Here is an 18,476-nt window from a genome sequence, read left to right on the forward strand (position 1 = left end):
TTGCTGCCCTTTCTTTGGCCTGGTAATGCCTCTAATTTTACTCCTGATTATAAACCAGAAAAACTTTATGAATGCCACAGAACCGATGAAAGCCATAAAAGGAGGCGAGTTTCTGATCAGGGAAACTTCCGCGGATAGCATTTTTATTCCCGAAGAATGGAATGAAGAGCAGTTGATGATCGCTGAAACATGTACCAATTTTCTTGCACAGCAGGTAACACCAAATCTACAGCGAATTGACGAACAGGAGGAGGGATTAATGCGTCACTTAATGGATGAGGCAGGTGCATTGGGACTGTTAGGTATATCAGTACCCGAAGAATATGGTGGTTTTGGCAAGGATTTTAAAACCGCCATGCTGGTTACGGAAAAGCTGGGTGCCGGGCATTCATTTTCTGTCGCATTTTCGGCACATACCGGGATAGGTACCATGCCTATATTGTATTATGGTAATGATGCACAAAAGCAAAAATATATCCCTAAGCTGGCCAGCGGTGAGTGGAAGGGAGCTTATTGCCTTACAGAACCATCTGCCGGCTCGGACGCCAACTCGGGTAAAACAAGGGCAAAACTTTCTGCCGATGGTAAGCATTATCTCATCACAGGGCAAAAAATGTGGATCACTAATGCGGGTTTTGCAGATGTGTTTACCGTTTTCGCCAAGATAGATGACGATGAAAACCTGAGCGCGTTTATCGTTGAAAAAGATTTTGAAGGCCTTTCGCTCAATACAGAAGAGCATAAAATGGGTATTAAGGGAAGCTCAACCCGCCAGGTGTTTTTTAATGATTGCAAAGTGCCGGTTGAAAACCTCCTTTCCGAAAGGCAGAATGGGTTTAAGATTGCTGTTAATATCCTAAACCTCGGTCGTATCAAATTAGGCGGCGGAACTGTTGGTGCAAGTAAAGATGTGATCACCTCATCGGTGCGTTACGCTAACGAACGGGAGCAGTTTGGTCGCGCCATCTCCAAATACGGCGCGATAAAATATAAACTGGCCGAACAGGCGATCCGTACCTATGCTGCCGAATCGGCGGTGTACAGGGCCAGTCAAAATATGGAGGAGGCTACCGAAATGTTAATCGCATCCGGTCTCGACGAAACCAAAGCCAAATTGAAGGGGACTGAGCAATACGCCATTGAGGCAGCAATCCTTAAAGTTCATGCCTCAGAAGTTTTGGATTATGTAACCGACGAAGGTGTGCAGATCTACGGTGGCATGGGCTACAGCGCCGAAGCACCAATGGACAGGTCGTACCGGGACTCAAGGATCAACCGAATCTTTGAAGGTACCAATGAAATTAACCGGCTGTTAACCGTTGATATGATGCTCAAACGTGCAATGAAGGGCGAACTTGATCTCATGGGGCCGGCCCAGAAAGTGGCCGGTGAATTGGTAAGCATCCCTGATTTTGGGGTGACTGAAGAAGATGGCCTGTTCACCAAAGAAAAGAAATACATAGCCAATTTCAAAAAAGCCATATTGCTGGTAGCCGGTGCAGCTGTTCAAAAGCTAATGACGCAATTGGGTAAAGAGCAGGAAGTATTGATGAACCTGGCCGATATGCTGATAGAGCTTTATGTGAGCGAATCGCTGCAATTGAGGGTAGAGAAGCTGGTTGGTTTAAGGGGCGAAGAAGCCTGCAAAGAACAGCTGGATATGATGCGGGTGTACATCAATGATGCTGCGGAACACATAGCCAAATCAGGTAAGGAAGCGTTGAACTCATTTGCCGAAGGCGACGAAAGAAGGATGATGCTGATGGGCCTTAAACGCTTCACCAAAACCGAAGATATTAATACCACCCAGGCCCGCAGAAATATTGCTGCAAAACTGATCGCTGAAAATAAATATTGCTTTTAATTTTTTTTAAATCCCCTCTTGAGAGGGGGCGCGAAGGAGCGAGTGGTGGCAGGGGTGTGTTTCTACTACAAGCTTATCAACGCAGAAAAACACCCCATTCGCACGGGCAAGCGTCCACGCTTGACTGTTGGGGACATGTGAGCGTCCACGCTCGCGTTATAAAAGTAAGCGTGGACGCTTACTTAAGCTATAATTCAAGCGAAGGACGCTTGAACTTGCGGAAGCCTTCATTTCCCTAAATAATATCAACCTAAAAAACGAAAAACTGATAATGAGAATATTAGTGTGCATAAGCCAGGTGCCGGACACGAGCACCAAAATTGTATTGAAAAATAATAATACCTCGGTTAATAGTGATGGCGTTACCTGGGTGATCAATCCGTACGATGAATGGTACGCGTTGATCAAAGCTATCGAATTAAAAGAAAGCGGTATAGCCACCGACGTTCACCTGGTAACCGTGGGTAAGGCCGATGTTGAGCCTGTGATCAGGAAAGCGCTGGCGTTGGGCGGTGATGAAGCCGTCCGCATTGATGCAGATAGTAATGACCCTTACGAAACCGCCCATTATATAGCCGAGTATGCTGCCGGGGTTGGCTATGACCTTATCTTATGCGGCAAAGAATCCATCGATTACAATAATGGTACTACAAGTGCTATGCTGGCCGAATTGTTGGGTGTTGATTACATAGGTTCTGCAACCGGCATCCAGGTAGAGGCCGATGCTGCCGTGGTAACGCGTGAAATTGAAGGCGGCGAAGAAACGGATATTTGTAATTTACCAGTAGTCATTTCCTGCCAAAAAGGTGTTGCCGAAGCACGGATCCCCAATATGCGCGGCATAATGGCTGCCCGTACCCGTCCGTTAAAAGTTATCACGCCTTCAAAAGTAAGGGCAGTAACCGAAGTTATTTCCTATGAACTACCGCCTGCAAAGGCTGGTATCAAACTGGTAAGCCCGGATAACCTGGATGAGCTGATAGAACTGTTGCATACCGAAGCTAAAGTTATTTAATAATCATATTTTTTGCCCGGTGTGCACACTATGGGTGTCTGGAAGATGAAATTACCGCTAAAAAATATGTCATTGCGAGCGGAGCGTGGCAATCCCGTAGCCAATGCATGTCCGGCTACGAGATTGCTTCGTTCCCGAAATAGAATCGGGACAGGCAGTTCCTCCTCGCAATGACATAACTTTTAAATCAACATTTACAACTGATCTGCATCTTCCGAACATCTGTGGTGTGCACACCGGAGCATCTCAACCTAAAAAAAATAAAAAATGTCAGTAATAGTATTGGTAGAACATACCGGGGGAATTATAAAAGCGCAAAGCTTTGAAGCAGTGCAATATGCCGCGCAAATAGCTGAAAAAATGGGTGCTACAGTAACTGCCGTTGCTTTAGGCAGTGTTGCCGCTGACGCAATGGAAGGCCTTGGCCAGTACGGTGCGCAAAAAGTACTGCACGTTGCCGATAGCCGGTTAGATGAGTTGCATTCAAGGGCATATGCCGGCGCACTGATAGCGGCAGCACAAAAGGAGGACAGTAAAGTAATTATCACTCTTCATGATCTTAAGGGCAGGGCGGTTGCTCCGCGGGTGGCTGTAAAGTTACAGGCAGGGCTTGTGGCCGGTGCACTTTCATATCCTGATACGGAAAAAGGATTTGTGATTAAAAAAGCCGTGTTTTCGGGCAAAGCATTTGCGTATGTAAATATTTTAAGTGAGGTAAAGGTAATTATGCTGATGCCTAATACATTTCCTGTGAAAAAGCTGGAGGGTAAGGCAATTGTTGAGCAACTGGATGTAAGCTTTAACGAAAAGGATTTCGGCGTAAAAGTTAAATCGGTAAACAAAGTAACCGGTGAAGTACCACTTGCTGATGCCGAACTGGTGGTTTCGGGTGGTCGCGGTTTAAATGGGCCTGAAAACTGGGGCATCCTGGAGGATCTGGCAAAAGAGCTGGGCGCCGCCACAGCCTGCTCGCGCCCGGTGGCCGATTCGCACTGGCGACCGCATCATGAACATGTAGGCCAAACAGGAGGCACCGTACGCCCTAATTTGTATATCGCTGTGGGGATCTCAGGGGCCATTCAGCACCTGGCGGGGGTTAACGGTTCAAAAACTATTGTAGTGATCAACAAAGACCCGGAAGCCCCATTTTTTAAGGCAGCCAATTACGGCGTGGTCGGTGACGCGCTGGAGATTTTGCCCCGACTAACTGCGGCTGTGAAAAAATTCAAAGAACATCATCAATAAAATAATCCGGGCTATGGAGTTTTTTTATGAAGGACAGGTGCTGTGGTCGCAGATAGACTCGAACCAGCACATGAGGCATTCTGCCTATGCTGATTTTGCAGCACAGGCCCGCATCATTATGCTGGAAAGCCTGGGTTTAAAATTGCCCACACTTTATGAATACAAAATAGGGCCGGTACTATTCAGGGAAGAGTTGATCTACCTGCGGGAGATAGGGATCAACGAGCAGATCAGGGTAACCTGCGAGCTTATCAAATCGCGGCCTGATGGTTCCCGCTGGGCAATCAGGCATGAGCTGTACCGCGGCGATGGCGTTAAAGCTGCAATCATAAATGCCGAGGGCTCATGGATAGATATGGAAAAACGCAAACTCGCCATATTGCCAGCAGAACTAAGCGAGATGTTTATGAAAGCACCCCGGAGCAGCGATTATGTTGAAGAGGGCAGTTAACTTAAGGGGAAAAAGCGCGGGATTGCGCGATTCCCCTCTTGAGAGCGGTGGAGGGGTGTGTTTCTGCTTTGATAAGCCTGTAGCAGAAACACACCCCTGCCATCACTCGTGCCTCCGCGCCCCCTCTCAAGAGAGGATTTTAAAATCTTTATACAATTAATTGCTTAAGTTAACGGCTAAGCTATATTGAAGAGCCCAATCCAGCCTAAAATAATTAATAAATAGTATTGAATATCAGTTTATAAGCTTTAGACTTTATGCCTTCCGCTTTCAGCTTTTAAATAATTTATCTATGACCGACCTAAATGATGCTTTTGAAAAAGCAGTTAAAGAGAGTAAAGAATTGCCTTCGAAGCCTGATAATGAAACATTACTACGCCTGTACAGTTTATATAAACAGGCAACGGAAGGCGACATCAATACAGAAAACCCTCCGGGTATGTTTGATTTTGTGGCTAAAGCAAAGTATGATGCATGGTTAAAACAGAAAGGCATTACTATCGATGATGCCATGCAGCAATATATTCAGCTTGTAGCGCAATTATCAAATAAAACCAGTTAGCTTTAATTCCGAAATATTGACAAATGTTTCCGCCGTTTAGACCTTTGTAAAAGGCCGCGGAAATAGATATTTGTTATTATAAACCACCCGGTATTATGCCGGGACTAAATTATTTGACCATTTTATAATTCTACCTGTCTCTTTTTTTAGAAGGCTTCTGATGCCGGATCTTACTATTTGGTGAAATCTGAAAAGCATGTACCTGCTTTAAAAACGAGCTGATCTTATTTATAAAAATAAACCTCAGGCAATGTCAGTATCAAAGAAACATTTCGTCCGTTTTGCATTAATCCTGCTAACGGTGGTAGCTGTAAGCATCAACGCAAAAGCACAAACCGATAAAATTGAGGGCTTATGGTACAATGATGTAAAAAGTGCCAAAATCCAGATCACAAGGGAAAGCAACGGCAAGTTTTACGGTAAGGTGGTATGGCTTAAGGAACCCCTGAAAAACGGGAAGCCCAAAGTTGACGAAATGAATACCGATGAAAAGCTCCGCTCAAGGCCAAGGCTGGGCCTACCTGTATTGGCCGATTTTATAAAAGATGGCGATAACAAATATTCGGGCGGAACAATTTACGACCCTAATAACGGTAAAACGTACTCCTGCAAAATGACCTACAAAGGTGGAACCCTGGATATCCGCGGATACATCGGTATTTCACTTTTCGGGCGTACAACAACCTGGTCTCGGGCCGAATAAATTAAAGAATTAATAAAACAAGCAGATACTAATGGATGCTAAACGAATTATAAAGAAGGTTGCAGTATTGGGGTCGGGAGTAATGGGCAGTCGTATAGCCTGCCATTTTGCAAATGTCGGCGTACAGGTACTGTTGCTTGATATTGTACCAAAGGATGCCCCACCGGCAGATAAGAAAGCGCGGAACAAAATTGTGAACGACGCGCTGGATTTTGCTTTAAAATCAAACCCTTCGCCCATCTACCTCAAATCATTCGCAAAACGTATCACAACCGGCAATTTCGAGGATGATATGCCCAAAATTGCTGATTGCGACTGGGTGATAGAAGTAGTGGTTGAGCGGCTGGACATTAAACAGCAGGTGTTTGAAACGGTAGAAAAGTACCGGAAACCGGGAACGCTGATCACCTCAAACACATCCGGCATCCCAATCCATTTAATGGCCGAAGGCAGGAGCGATGATTTTAAAAAACATTTTTGCGGCAGCCATTTCTTTAACCCGCCGCGGTATTTAAAACTACTGGAGATCATCCCTACAAAAGATACACTGGCAAACGTTGTCGACTTTTTGATGGAGTATGGTGCAAAATATTTGGGGAAAACCACGGTGTTGGCTAAAGATACCCCGGCATTTATCGGTAACCGCATCGGGGTTTTCAGCATCATGAGCGTGTTGCATTACGTAGAGCAAACCGGTATGACGGTTGAAGAGGTTGATAAGCTGACCGGGCCGGTAATCGGTCACCCTAAATCGGCCACGTTCCGCACCAATGATGTGGTGGGTTTGGATACCATGGTGCACGTTGCCAATGGCCTTTACAAAAACGCGCCGGATGATGAGGCCAGGGAATTATTCAGAATCCCCGCATTTGTGGATGGAATGGTGAAAAATAATTGGCTGGGTAGTAAAACAGGTCAGGGTTTTTATAAAAAGGAAAAAGGCGAAGGAGGGAACCAGTTTTACGCGCTTGACCTGAAAACGCTTGAGTACAAACCATCCCAAAAAGTAAAATTCGCTTCGCTGGAAACTACAAAATCGGTTGATAATCTGAAAGAAAGGCTTAGGATCCTGGTTGCTGCAAAAGATAAAGCCGGTGATTTTTACCGGAGTACCTTTTACCAGTTATTTGCTTATGCCAGTAACCGTATCCCCGAAATAGCCGACGAGCTTTATAAAATAGATGCTGCCACCAACGCTGGTTTTGGCTGGGAATTGGGCCCTTTTGAAAAATGGGATGCGCTGGGTGTTGAAGATACGGTAAAAGCCATGGAAGCTGCGGGTAACAAACCGGCTCAATGGGTTTACGATATGCTTGCGGCGGGTGCCAAAAGCTTCTATAAAGTAGAGGATGGCAAACGTCTGTACTATGATATCCCATCGAAAAGCTACAAGATAATTCCGGGTACGGAAGGACTTATTTTGCTCAGTAATATCCGTGAAACCAACACCGTTTGGAAAAACAGCGGTACTACCATTACCGACATTGGCGATGGCATCCTGAACCTTGAGTTTCACACCAAAATGAACACCATAGGCGGCGAGGTAATTGAAGGCATAAATAAAGCCATCACGCTTGCCGAAGCAAGTTACAAAGGCTTGGTTATATCAAACGAGGGTGCCAATTTCAGCGCTGGGGCCAACGTAGGCATGATATTCATGATGGCCGTTGAGCAGGAATTTGATGAGTTGAATATGGTAATAAAGGCTTTCCAGAATACCATGATGCGGATCCGCTATTCATCCATTCCGGTTGTGATAGCGCCTCATCAGATGGCTTTGGGCGGCGGCTGCGAAATGTGCCTGCATGCCGATAAGGTTGTAGCTCATGCCGAACTGTATATGGGTTTGGTTGAGTTTGGTGTTGGTTTGATACCGGGCGGAGGCGGCACAAAGGAATTTGCCCTGCGCCTTTCAGACGAACTCCAGGAGGGTGATGTAGAACTCAATAATTTCCGCGACCGCTTTTTGACTATTGGCCAGGCTAAAGTATCTACTTCGGCTTATGAGGCATTTGAATTTGGCCACCTCAAAAATGGTAGGGATGTAGTCGTGGTATCCCGTGACAGGCTGCTTGCCGAGGCTAAACAACAATGCCTGCAGATGGCAAATGAAGGGTACATACAGCCTATTCCGCGCGGTGATATCAGGGTGCTGGGTAAACAAGCGCTGGGCTTGGGTTATGTGGGTGCCAATACCATGTACAGTGGTAATTACATCAGCGAACATGATGTGAAGATTTCGCAGAAGCTGGCCTATGTGCTTTCGGGCGGCGATCTGTCGCAACCTTCAATGGTGAGCGAAGAATATTTGCTGGGGCTGGAGCGTGAAGCTTTTGTTTCGCTTTGCACCGAAAAGAAAACGCTTGAGCGGATCCAGTCCATTTTAACCGGTGGAAAAGTGTTAAGGAACTAAATTTTAATAAGTATAAAATCTCAATAAAATGAACGCATATATAGTGGCAGCCAGCCGCAGCGCTGTTGGAAAAGCTACCCGGGGCGGGTTCAGGTTTACCCGTCCGGATACGCTTGCAGCGGATGTTATCAGGCATCTGCTGGCATCAGTGCCCAACGTTGATAAAGAGCAGATAGACGATGTGATTGTGGGCAATGCTACGCCGGAAGCCGAACAGGGATTGAATGTAGCCCGGCTCATTTCATTAATGGCACTTGATACCGATAAGGTTCCCGGCATGACGGTAAACCGCTATTGTTCATCAGGCCTGGAAACAATTGCCATCGCATCAGCAAAAATACACAGCGGCATTGCCGATTGCATTATTGCCGGTGGTGTGGAAAGTATGAGCCTGATCCCGATGGGGGGCTGGCGCATTGTTCCGAATGCCGATATAGCTCTTGCACATCCCGATTATTACTGGGGTATGGGCCTCACCGCCGAAGCTGTTGCCAGGGAATATCATATCAGCCGTGAAGAGCAGGACCAGTTTGCTTATAACTCGCATCAAAAAGCTATCAGCGCTATTAAGGAAGGTAAGTTTAAAGATGAAATAGCACCGGTAAATATTGTGGAGACCTATGTAGATGAAAGCGGCAAGAAAAAGAAACGGGAATTTAAGGTAGATACAGATGAAGGTCCGCGCAGTGATACCTCAATCGATGCATTGGCTAAGCTTAAGCCTGTGTTTGATGCAAAGGGCGTGGTGACTGCCGGCAACTCGTCGCAAACCAGCGATGGAGCTGCTTTTGTGATGGTGGTTAGCGAACGCTTTCTGAAAGAGAATAACCTTAAGCCCATCGCCCGGCTGGTTAATTATGCCGTTGCAGGCGTGCCGCCCCGGATCATGGGGATTGGTCCGCTGGTAGCCATTCCTAAAGTATTAAAAATGGCCGGGATGAAGCAACAGGATATTGAGCTGATAGAATTGAATGAAGCTTTTGCTTCGCAATCGTTGGCCATAATAAAGGGGCTGGAGCTTAATCCCGACATTGTAAATGTTAACGGCGGCGCTATCTCGCTTGGGCATCCGCTTGGCTGCACCGGGGCTAAACTTTCTGTTCAGCTTTTTAATGAATTGAAGCGGCGAGAAAAAAAGTATGGCATGGTTACCATGTGCGTGGGCACCGGGCAGGGTGCAGCGGGTGTATTTGAACTGTTATAGGAAATTACCATTATCTAAATAATTGCTGCAAACATGGAAAAAGCGACAAGATTGTTTGATTGCATAGCCACCCAGGCCAAAGCGCCCAGGGCAGACTTTTTGAATGCAAAGGAGAATGGTTCCTGGAGATCATACAGCACCGAAGAAGTGCATACCATGATCAACCAGTTATCTACAGCCTTGTTGGACCTTGGAGTTTCGGGTGGTGATGGCACTACCGAAGGCCGCGATAAAATAGGGCTGATAAGTAACGGCCGGCCAGAATGGGTAATAACCGACCTGGCAGTGCAGCAAACGGGCGCCATATTGGTGCCACTATATCCCAACACGGGCACTAAGGAAATTGAGCAGATCCTAAATGAAGCTGAAGTTAAATACGTATTTGTAAGCACTAAGGACTTATGCGATAAGGTTAAAGAGGTACAGCTAAATATCCCCTCCTTAAAAGCCATTTTTACTTTTGACAGTATCGATGGATGTAATCATTGGTTAACATTGCTTAAACCTTTAAAAGATGGCGATCTGCAAAAAATACAGCAAATAACCGGTCAGGTCACCGAAGGCGATGTGGCAACCATCATTTATACTTCGGGTACTACCGGCCGGCCTAAAGGCGTAATGCTTACGCATAAAAACATCATAACCAATGCAATGGCATCCGGCGATATTCTTAACCGGATCCCGCTGAAAGAGAAACGTGTTTTGAGCTTTTTGCCCATGAACCACATTTTTGAAAAGATGTGTACATACGTTTATCTCTACTACGGTTTTTCTATTTACTATGCCGAAAGTATGGATACCATTGGGGCAAATATGAAGGAGGTAAAGCCTTCTCTGTTTACCGCTGTGCCCCGTTTGCTCGAAAAAGTGTTTGAGAAAATTATGGTGCAGGGGCAGAAATTAACCGGTATTAAAAGGAAGATCTTTTTCTGGTCGGTAAAAGTGGCCGAAGCGTATGAAATCCATAATACCAGCCTGTGGTATAAAATCAAACTGGCTATTGCCGATAAACTGGTTTACAGCAAATGGCGTGATGCCATAGGCGGAAATATAACGGCTATTGTGGTAGGTAGTTCGGCCTGTCCACTTAAGCTGGAAAGAATTTTCACCGCCGCCAATATTGTTATTATGGAAGGTTACGGGCTTACCGAAACCTCGCCGGTAATTGCTGTTAACTGTTATCAGAAAAGCGACAGGAAATTTGGTACCGTGGGTCGCTTGCTGAGCGGTGTACAGGTTAAGATAGCGCCCGATGGCGAGATCCTTTGCAAGGGCCCTAACGTTATGCTGGGATATTATAAAAATCCTGAGCTTACAGCAGAGGTACTGGAAGACGGATGGTTCCACACGGGGGACATAGGCGAGCTGGATAAAGATTCGTTCCTGAAAATTACTGATCGTAAAAAAGAGATCTTCAAAACCTCGGGCGGTAAATATGTGGCCCCGCTGCCTATCGAAAATAAGATGAAGGAAAATTATTTTATTGAGCAGATGATGGTTGTCGGGTCAGAAAAGAAATTTGTTGCAGCGCTGATCGTGCCATCATATACCCATTTAAAACCCTGGTGTAAGGAAAATGAAATTTCTTTTTCATCTAACAGTGAATTAGTTAAAGATGCCCGGGTGATTGAGCTTTATCAATCAATTATCAATACTTATAACCCCGAATTTAACCATGTTGAACAGGTGAAGAAAATTACCCTGCTTCCCGACGAATGGTCGATAGATAGTGGCGAGCTTACACCAACCGGAAAAATGAAACGGAAGGTGATCACCGAAAAATATAAAGCTGCGATAGACAAAATGTACCCCTGCGAAGTGAGCGAGGATCCCACTCTTGTAAATTGATTAACCGGATGAATACATTTCAAACAACTATACAGGGCAGGCTGGTTACAATCTCGCTCGACCGGGGCCGATCAAATGCCATCAATCATGAAATGGTTAAAGAGCTGGATGCCTGTATGAAAACACTGGAGGGTGATGATAATGTAGGAGGGGTTATTTTAACCGGAAAGGAAGGTTTTTTCTCGTCAGGGATCGACCTGATTGAGGCTTATGATTATAACGAAGAGCAAAGCCGCCAGTTTTGGATCGACTTTTTAGCCCTGCAAAATACTTTAGCAGCTTTCAGGAAACCGATAGTGGCTGCTATAAGCGGTCACAGCCCTGCCGGTGGCTGCATATTAGCTATTTGCTGCGATTACCGGGTGATGGCAGCGGGGACATTCATCATCGGGTTAAATGAAGTCCCGGTTGGTATTATTGTTCCTGATAGTGTTTTTAATCTGTATTCATTTTGGCTCGGCCAGCGTAAAGCTTACCAGTATTTAATGGAGGGAAAGCTGCTTAAAGTTGATGAAGCACTGGAAGCCGGACTGATCGATGAAATTACCTCCCCTGATAAATTAATGAACGCGGCCATAGAAAAAGTAACAGCTTACATGAAACTAAACCCGGTTACCTGGAGCGAGAGTAAATTAAACTTACGCAAAGAACTGACAGGCAAACTAAAGGCCGATCAAACCGATACCCTGAATAAAATGCTGAAGCAATGGTGGGCACCCGAAACCAGGCAAGGCTTGCAAATGATGATCCAAAATTTAAAATCAAAAAATACAGCTGTAAATTAACTGATGATGGCCGATCCGACAAACCTAAATACTTCCGTAAACTCAAACGCCGCAGCTGCCGGTGGAATGTTAAGAGATGATGCATTGAAAGGAAAAACCATCATTGTAACCGGCGGTGGAACAGGTTTGGGTAAAGCAATGGGAACTTACTTTTTGCAGTTAGGCGCTAACCTGGTAATCACCAGCCGTAAGCTGGATGTATTGCAACAAACGGCTGCTGAAATGCAATCTACGACCGGTGGTAAGGTGTTACCAATTGCTTGCGACGTTCGAAAATATGATGAAGTTGAAGCGATGTTGCAACAAGCCATTGACGAATTTGGGCAGGTTGATGCACTGTTGAATAACGCCGCCGGCAATTTTATTTCGCCTACCGAGCGGTTATCGGCAAACGCGTTTTCGGCTATCATTGATATCGTTTTAAAAGGTTCAGCTAATTGTTCACTGGCTTTGGGCAAATATTGGATCAAAGAAAAAATGCCCGGTAACATATTGAGTATTATCACCACCTATGCCTTTACAGGTTCGGCTTATGTTGTGCCCTCGGCCTGCGCAAAGGGCGGCGTGCTGGCCATGACCAGGTCTTTAGCAGTTGAGTGGGGCAGGCATGGCATACGTGCCAATGCTATTGCGCCGGGACCGTTTCCTACAAAGGGTGCTTGGGAAAGGCTGCTGCCGGGTGATATGGCACAGAAGTTCGATTTTAAAAACAGGGTGCCGCTAAAAAGGGTAGGAGAACACCAGGAACTGGCAAATCTGGCCGCCTTTTTGGTGTCTGATTTTTCAGGGTACATTAATGGCGAAGTGATCACCATTGATGGGGGAGAGTGGCTGCAGGGTGCAGGCCAATTCAGCGGTCTTGAAATGATACCGGATGAAATGTGGGATGATATTGAGAAAGCTACGCGGTCGGCGTAGAGTGGGAATCAATTACCATTCGAAAGGAGTGAAATTTAAAAAAGCATTTTTGCCTTCATCAAAAGGTTTTAGGTCTTCTTCAGTCCACGTTGAAACTTGAGATAGTTTCGTTCTATAGGAAGATGGCTGTGGTTTAGATTCTTGCTGTATAATTACGCCCAGTTCTTTAAGTATATGTTTAACCAAAGTGCTTTTGGTATTGGGAATATCGATTACTAATCTTTCCATATGATGTATCGGCTAACTTTTTGACATTTTTAATCGAAATAGATATTAAGAAAAATAATAAATTATTCCGAGTAGATCACTCGCATGATTTTATCGTTTATCTTTTTAAGGCGTTCATCATATTCTTTTGGAAGTATGTTTAGACAATTGCTAAAGTGTTTTTTAAACTGATTTTCGTAGTTCTTAATTCTCTCTTTGTTATCCGGGGTTTCTAAATCGATCTTATCAGAAATTTCCTCACAAAATTCTACCCAATTATAGAGACTTTTTTCGTAATTTAATTCAAGCATAGTTGGGATTGCTGATAGCCCCCAATCAAGGGCTATTACGTAAAATTCCCTGTCGTCGTTGATGCTACACATGGCGCGGTTAATATCCACATCAGCTTGCAGAAAATTATTTTTTAGAGATAGCGATTCTTGCTTTAAATCATTTAATGCTGAATCGTAAGCAATAGAATTTTTTTCAGCTTGATCTCTTAATTGATGCAATGTTGAAGTGAATTGGTTTTCCATTACTATTATTCTATTATCGAAGTTTATCTGCATTTCTCTTCTTTCTTGCTCAAACCGAATAGTTATAGTTCGCCAAGATACATAGCCTGCAATTGTTGCAATAATCGCAACCAATCCAACAAAGCAGGTAAATCCGATACCGATGATATCATGAAAATAACCTGTGCCAATAGTTGTTGTAGAGCTTACCTTATTCAAGCTATCAACTACATGATTTAAATGTAATACCTGTGCTTGTAGAGTATCAACTTTAGTTAAGTGGTAAGGTAAGGCTATAGCTGTCTGCAACATTAAAATAAGATTTAGCTCTCAAATCTAATTATTTTTTATAGAGTAATAGCCTCGACAGTACTTCTGAATTAGCGCTAAATTGAAACGCAAGATGAAATTAAAACTGCTAAATGCAATTGATTAAAGTCTATTTCGTTACTAAAACAAAAAGCCCTCAGCATACGCTAAGAGCTTTCCAAAATATGTTTTCCCACAAGGGCTCGAACCTCAATCTTCAGAACCGGAATCTCATTTTCTTGCCGTTCATAAAAATCAGTATAGAGCCTCCCGGCTCATAAAGGGATTCATAAAATCATGAAAGGAGTCATTATCTGAAGTTTTTTATAGAATCATAAACAAAAGTTGCCTTTTATCGCCAAATAGTGTCATTGTGTGGTTCTGTGAAAGAATAGTTTTGGTTTACCGCAAACCAATTAAATGAAGCTATATATGATGAATATTAAATACAGAACAGTATTGCTTATAGTTACCCTGATGATTTTGGTAGGGTTAAGATTACAGGCGCAGCGCCCTCCGGCCAAGATAGACAGTATAACCGCTAACGATATCAACCGAAGTATCGCGCCATTCTTTATCCCGGCAACTACCTTAAAAATGAGTCCTGATGCCGATGGATTTATTCGTCGCTGGCTGCTTTTGGAGCCTGTTAATAAATCAATACGCAGTAATCTTGTTTTTACAGACAGCTATCTTAAAAAGGAATTTGAAACAGATTATTTCCCAAATCAATTTACAGTTGTACCGAAAGATGGAGAAATCGTAAAAGTAGGAGGGCAGCAGTTGTTATGGCATGCATTGGAAAGCCCGGATTTCAATGTTAAACTGTTTCGCTTTGCGTATGGGTTAAAAAAGCAGACTTATGCGGTATTGTTTTGGGCAGTAACTGTGGTTAACAGTCCGCGGGAGATGAAAAATGTACGGCTGGCGGTGGGTTCAAACGGAGGATCGGCCTGGTGGCTGAATGGTAACCAGGCAGTGGTTCTTGATGGCGACCGGCGCATGGTGATGGATGATTGTGTATCGCCCCGATTAACACTTAATAAAGGTAAAAATATCATAAGGGGGGCAGTGATCAACGGGCCCGGACTTAGTGATTTTTGTGTCCGTTTGCTGGATGAAAAAGGAGCGCCGGTAAAAGATCTGACCATCAGCCTGAAATAAACTAATCTGTTTTAACATCGAATTTTTGTTATGAAATTAAAAATACTAAGCACTACAACCCTGTTTTTATTATGGCTGATCGAAAACGCGGTAGCACAGATTGGAAAGCCATTTATACATGATCCTTCAACCATAGCTGTGTCCAATGGAAAGTATTTCACATTCGGAACATTTGGGGGCGGATTGATATCCGAAGATGGCTGGACATGGCAAGGCGGGGCGGTGCGGCCAGGCCGCGGGGCTGCTCCGGATGTGCTGAAAATTGGCGACCGCTACCTTGTTGTGTACGGCGCTACCGGCGGTGGCCTGGCGGGCGGCCACAACGGAAAGATACTAACCATGTGGAATAAGTCGCTTGATCCTGAATCACCGGATTTTAAATATTCTGAAGCAGTAGTAGTTGCCTCATCTGATGGTATAGAGGATAATGACGCGATAGATCCGGGGCTGCTTCTCGACCCAACCGATGGCCGGTTATGGTTATCTTACGGGACCTATTTTGGGTATATCCGCCTTGTGGAGCTTGATCCTAAAACGGGTAAACGTATCAAAGGCAATAAAGCCTTAAATATAGCTATTGATTGTGAAGCATCAGATTTAATTTACCGTGACGGATGGTACTATCTGCTCGGAACACATGGTACGTGTTGTGATGGCGCAAACTCTACTTATAATATTGTTGTTGGCCGATCCCGGAAAGTAACCGGCCCGTACCTTGATAACATTGGCAGACCAATGTTAAAGGGAGGTGGCAAAATGGTAGTGATGGCCGGGGACAGGATGATCGGTCCGGGACACTTTGGACGGTTTGTAGTTGGCGACGGCGTTGAAAAGATGTCATGCCACTATGAGGCCGATCTGGATCAGGGTGGTTACAGCGTATTAGGCATCCGCCCCTTGCTATGGAAAAATGGTTGGCCGGTTGCTGGTGATAACTTTAAAGAGGGGGTTTACGAAATTGAATCTGAACGAAGGGGATATGCCCTGGAATTAGGCGTTGATTTTACAAGAATGCCCGGCGGGATGCGCTTTAATCGCAACAATGATGAGCCGGTAAAGCCAGTACCATCGCAGGAGCTTGCAGATGTGATCAAAACCTGGCCTACCGGAGATATCAAAGTAAGAATAAGTGATTATATGTTTCGTCCGCATCAAAAATGGGCAATTTCACCTGTTCCAAACGCAGGCGGATATCTCGGCGGGCCCTATTACAAAATAGTAATTGCCGGAACAGAACGCGCACTGGCAGCAACAGCTGCAGCCGAACTGATAACCGTGCCCGCGTTTACCGGCGCACCGGAACAACTATGGCGAATTGATCAGTTGACCGACGGAACTTACAGGATTATGCCAAAGATTGTGCCGGGTTCGAAAGAGCAGCTGGCGTTAGTTTCTGCCGGAGATAGCACACCTGCACTCGGCAGGTTTGATAAGAATAGCGATAACTCTAAATGGAATTTTAGGGTTCATTGAGGCAGCCTCAAAAAACTTGCACCGTTGTTGTTTTAAACTAAGCGGGCTTGTGTTGTTTAAATATATTTTAAGTACGCTTAATTGCGGGTAAAGCAATTAAGCGTGTTTTTTAATGCAGACATATCTCATGAGTAAAATGTTTATTAGCCTTGGCTGGGCTTTCGCGTGTTTTTGGTTGGGTATTCATACGTCTATGGCCCAAACGGCTCACAATCCTATTATTTATGCGGATGTGCCCGATATTTCGATAATAAGGGTAGGTAAAACTTACTATATGAGCAGCACAACCATGCACATGAGTCCCGGGGTGCCGATTATGAAATCAACCGATTTGGTAAACTGGAAGCTTGTTAGCTATGCCTACGATGTTTTGGATGATACCGATGATCTAAACCTGAATAATGGCCAAAGCAGCTACGGAAAGGGTTCATGGGCAAGCAGCCTGCGTTATCATAACGGCGTTTACTACGTGTCTACCTTTGCGGGCAATACCGGTAAAACGTATATTTATAGTACTCGGGATATTGAAAAAGGTCCCTGGAAAGCCATATCCTTTAAACCGAGCCTGCATGATCATTCTATGTTTTTTGATGATGATGGTAAAGTTTACATGGTTTATGGAAGCGGACGCCTCATGTTAACCCAGTTGAAGGATGATCTTTCCGGATTAAAACCCGATGCAAAACCGCAGGTTTTGATAGAAAATGCCAGCCTCCCTGCCGGTCCCAATTTAGGTTTACCTGCCGAGGGTTCACAGCTCTTCAAAATAAAAGGTAAATACTACCTCTTCAATATTTCTTGGCCGCGCGGCGGGATGCGAAGCGTGATCATCCACCGGGCAGATCATCTTACCGGCCCGTATGAAGGGAAGCTGGCGTTACAGGATAAAGGTGTAGCGCAGGGAGGCCTGATCAATACGCCCGATGGCCGGTGGTTCGCTTATTTGTTTCGCGATTTTGGGGCGGTAGGAAGGGTACCTTACCTGGTGCCGGTAAAGTGGGAAGACGGCTGGCCGGTATTGGGTACAAACCATCAGGTGCCTGATACTATCGCGTTAGCGCCAAACCGGTCATTAATGCCGGGCATCATCTCGTCCGACGAATTTAACCGCCAACCCGGGGAACGCGAGTTACCTCTGGTTTGGCAATGGAATCATAACCCGGTTAATGATCTATGGTCTGTAAAACAGCGTAAGGGATACCTTAGGCTAACTACAGGGAGGCTTGATACAACTTTACTAACATCAAAAAATACCCTCACCCAACGCACGTTCGGGCCGGAGTGCTCAGCCATAACGGCAATTGATGTATCCTCATTAAAAGATGGTGACCGTACCGGGCTTGCCTTGTTGCAGCAAAAATTTGGATGGGTAGGCGTAAAGGTACAAAACGGGAGTAAATTCATTGTCATGGTAAAGGCACTGGGCGCTTTACCGATAGAAACAGAAGGGGTTCCATTAAACCGAAACCGGGTGTATTTAAAGGCAGCTTGCGATTTTAAAGACAGGGCAGACAAAGCTTATTTTTACTACAGCCTTGACGGTCATAATTGGACAACAATCGGAGATCCGCTTCAAATGGCTTACACCATTCCGCACTTCATGGGTTACAGGTTTGGTCTTTTTAATTACGCCACAAAAACCGCGGGAGGGTACGCCGACTTTGATTATTTCAGGGTAAGCGATAAAATAACTGCCCAATAATACCAGGCAGGAGCGCTTGTTTAAAGAAAAACGCCCTTTATAATTTTGCATCGCTTTTATTTAAATAAACACCAGGAGCTGACACGATAGTTAGCATA

16 protein-coding genes are annotated in these 18,476 nt (G+C 44.8%); 14 read left to right on the forward strand and 2 right to left on the reverse strand.

What is annotated here, in order from left to right; genetic code table 11:
* Positions 1-67: 67 nt before the first annotated feature.
* From BMX50_RS23030 to BMX50_RS23080, 11 genes are all read left to right on the forward strand, one after another.
* On the forward strand, positions 68-1,864 hold the full coding sequence (locus BMX50_RS23030; RefSeq protein WP_091214660.1) for an acyl-CoA dehydrogenase family protein: 1,797 nt from the start codon (positions 68-70) through the stop codon (positions 1,862-1,864).
* 271 nt (positions 1,865-2,135) lie between these two features.
* Positions 2,136-2,879 carry an electron transfer flavoprotein subunit beta/FixA family protein gene (locus BMX50_RS23035; RefSeq protein WP_091214663.1) on the forward strand — a complete coding sequence of 248 codons (744 nt, stop codon included), beginning with the start codon at positions 2,136-2,138 and terminating at the stop codon, positions 2,877-2,879.
* 267 nt (positions 2,880-3,146) lie between these two features.
* Positions 3,147-4,124, forward strand: a complete 978-nt coding sequence (locus BMX50_RS23040; protein ID WP_091214667.1) for an electron transfer flavoprotein subunit alpha/FixB family protein — start codon at positions 3,147-3,149, stop codon at positions 4,122-4,124.
* A 13-nt stretch (positions 4,125-4,137) separates the two neighbouring features.
* The gene (locus BMX50_RS23045) at positions 4,138-4,575 is read left to right on the forward strand and encodes an acyl-CoA thioesterase (protein ID WP_208864774.1); all 438 of its coding nucleotides are present in this window, start codon (positions 4,138-4,140) and stop codon (positions 4,573-4,575) included.
* Positions 4,576-4,867: 292 nt separating this feature from the next.
* Entirely contained in the window at positions 4,868-5,137 is a 270-nt protein-coding gene (locus tag BMX50_RS23050) for an acyl-CoA-binding protein (protein ID WP_091214671.1), read from the forward strand.
* Between the two features lie 250 nt (positions 5,138-5,387).
* Positions 5,388-5,840 carry a DUF2147 domain-containing protein gene (locus BMX50_RS23055; protein WP_091214675.1) on the forward strand — a complete coding sequence of 151 codons (453 nt, stop codon included), beginning with the start codon at positions 5,388-5,390 and terminating at the stop codon, positions 5,838-5,840.
* A 31-nt stretch (positions 5,841-5,871) separates the two neighbouring features.
* A complete protein-coding gene (locus BMX50_RS23060) occupies positions 5,872-8,253 on the forward strand; it encodes a 3-hydroxyacyl-CoA dehydrogenase/enoyl-CoA hydratase family protein (protein ID WP_091214678.1) in 2,382 nt (793 codons plus the stop codon).
* A 28-nt stretch (positions 8,254-8,281) separates the two neighbouring features.
* Positions 8,282-9,457 (forward strand): acetyl-CoA C-acyltransferase, encoded by a 1,176-nt coding sequence (locus BMX50_RS23065; RefSeq protein WP_091214681.1) that lies wholly within the window; start codon positions 8,282-8,284, stop codon positions 9,455-9,457.
* A 33-nt stretch (positions 9,458-9,490) separates the two neighbouring features.
* The gene (locus BMX50_RS23070; RefSeq protein WP_091214685.1) at positions 9,491-11,305 is read left to right on the forward strand and encodes an AMP-dependent synthetase/ligase; all 1,815 of its coding nucleotides are present in this window, start codon (positions 9,491-9,493) and stop codon (positions 11,303-11,305) included.
* Positions 11,306-11,313: 8 nt separating this feature from the next.
* Positions 11,314-12,090 carry an enoyl-CoA hydratase/isomerase family protein gene (locus BMX50_RS23075; RefSeq protein ID WP_091214689.1) on the forward strand — a complete coding sequence of 259 codons (777 nt, stop codon included), beginning with the start codon at positions 11,314-11,316 and terminating at the stop codon, positions 12,088-12,090.
* A 6-nt stretch (positions 12,091-12,096) separates the two neighbouring features.
* A complete protein-coding gene (locus BMX50_RS23080) occupies positions 12,097-13,008 on the forward strand; it encodes an SDR family oxidoreductase (RefSeq protein WP_394332324.1) in 912 nt (303 codons plus the stop codon).
* 12 nt (positions 13,009-13,020) lie between these two features.
* Here the strand turns inward: BMX50_RS23080 and BMX50_RS23085 are convergent, their stop codons facing one another.
* Positions 13,021-13,236, reverse strand: a complete 216-nt coding sequence (locus BMX50_RS23085; protein WP_091214693.1) for a hypothetical protein — start codon at positions 13,234-13,236, stop codon at positions 13,021-13,023.
* Between the two features lie 62 nt (positions 13,237-13,298).
* Positions 13,299-14,042, reverse strand: coding sequence for a hypothetical protein (locus tag BMX50_RS23090; protein ID WP_091214698.1), 744 nt, complete (start codon positions 14,040-14,042; stop codon positions 13,299-13,301).
* A gap of 429 nt (positions 14,043-14,471) precedes the next feature.
* On the opposite strand from BMX50_RS23090, the gene BMX50_RS23095 reads away from it, so the two are divergent.
* From BMX50_RS23095 to BMX50_RS23105, 3 genes are all read left to right on the forward strand, one after another.
* Entirely contained in the window at positions 14,472-15,203 is a 732-nt protein-coding gene (locus BMX50_RS23095) for a hypothetical protein (protein ID WP_208864775.1), read from the forward strand.
* A 30-nt stretch (positions 15,204-15,233) separates the two neighbouring features.
* Positions 15,234-16,676 carry a family 43 glycosylhydrolase gene (locus BMX50_RS23100; RefSeq protein WP_091214705.1) on the forward strand — a complete coding sequence of 481 codons (1,443 nt, stop codon included), beginning with the start codon at positions 15,234-15,236 and terminating at the stop codon, positions 16,674-16,676.
* 112 nt (positions 16,677-16,788) lie between these two features.
* Positions 16,789-18,378 carry a glycoside hydrolase family 43 protein gene (locus tag BMX50_RS23105; protein ID WP_244281084.1) on the forward strand — a complete coding sequence of 530 codons (1,590 nt, stop codon included), beginning with the start codon at positions 16,789-16,791 and terminating at the stop codon, positions 18,376-18,378.
* The last annotated feature ends 98 nt before the right edge of the window (positions 18,379-18,476 follow it).

The sequence above is a fragment of the Mucilaginibacter gossypiicola genome (genome assembly GCF_900110105.1).
Taxonomy (GTDB): Bacteria; Bacteroidota; Bacteroidia; order Sphingobacteriales; family Sphingobacteriaceae; genus Mucilaginibacter; species Mucilaginibacter gossypiicola.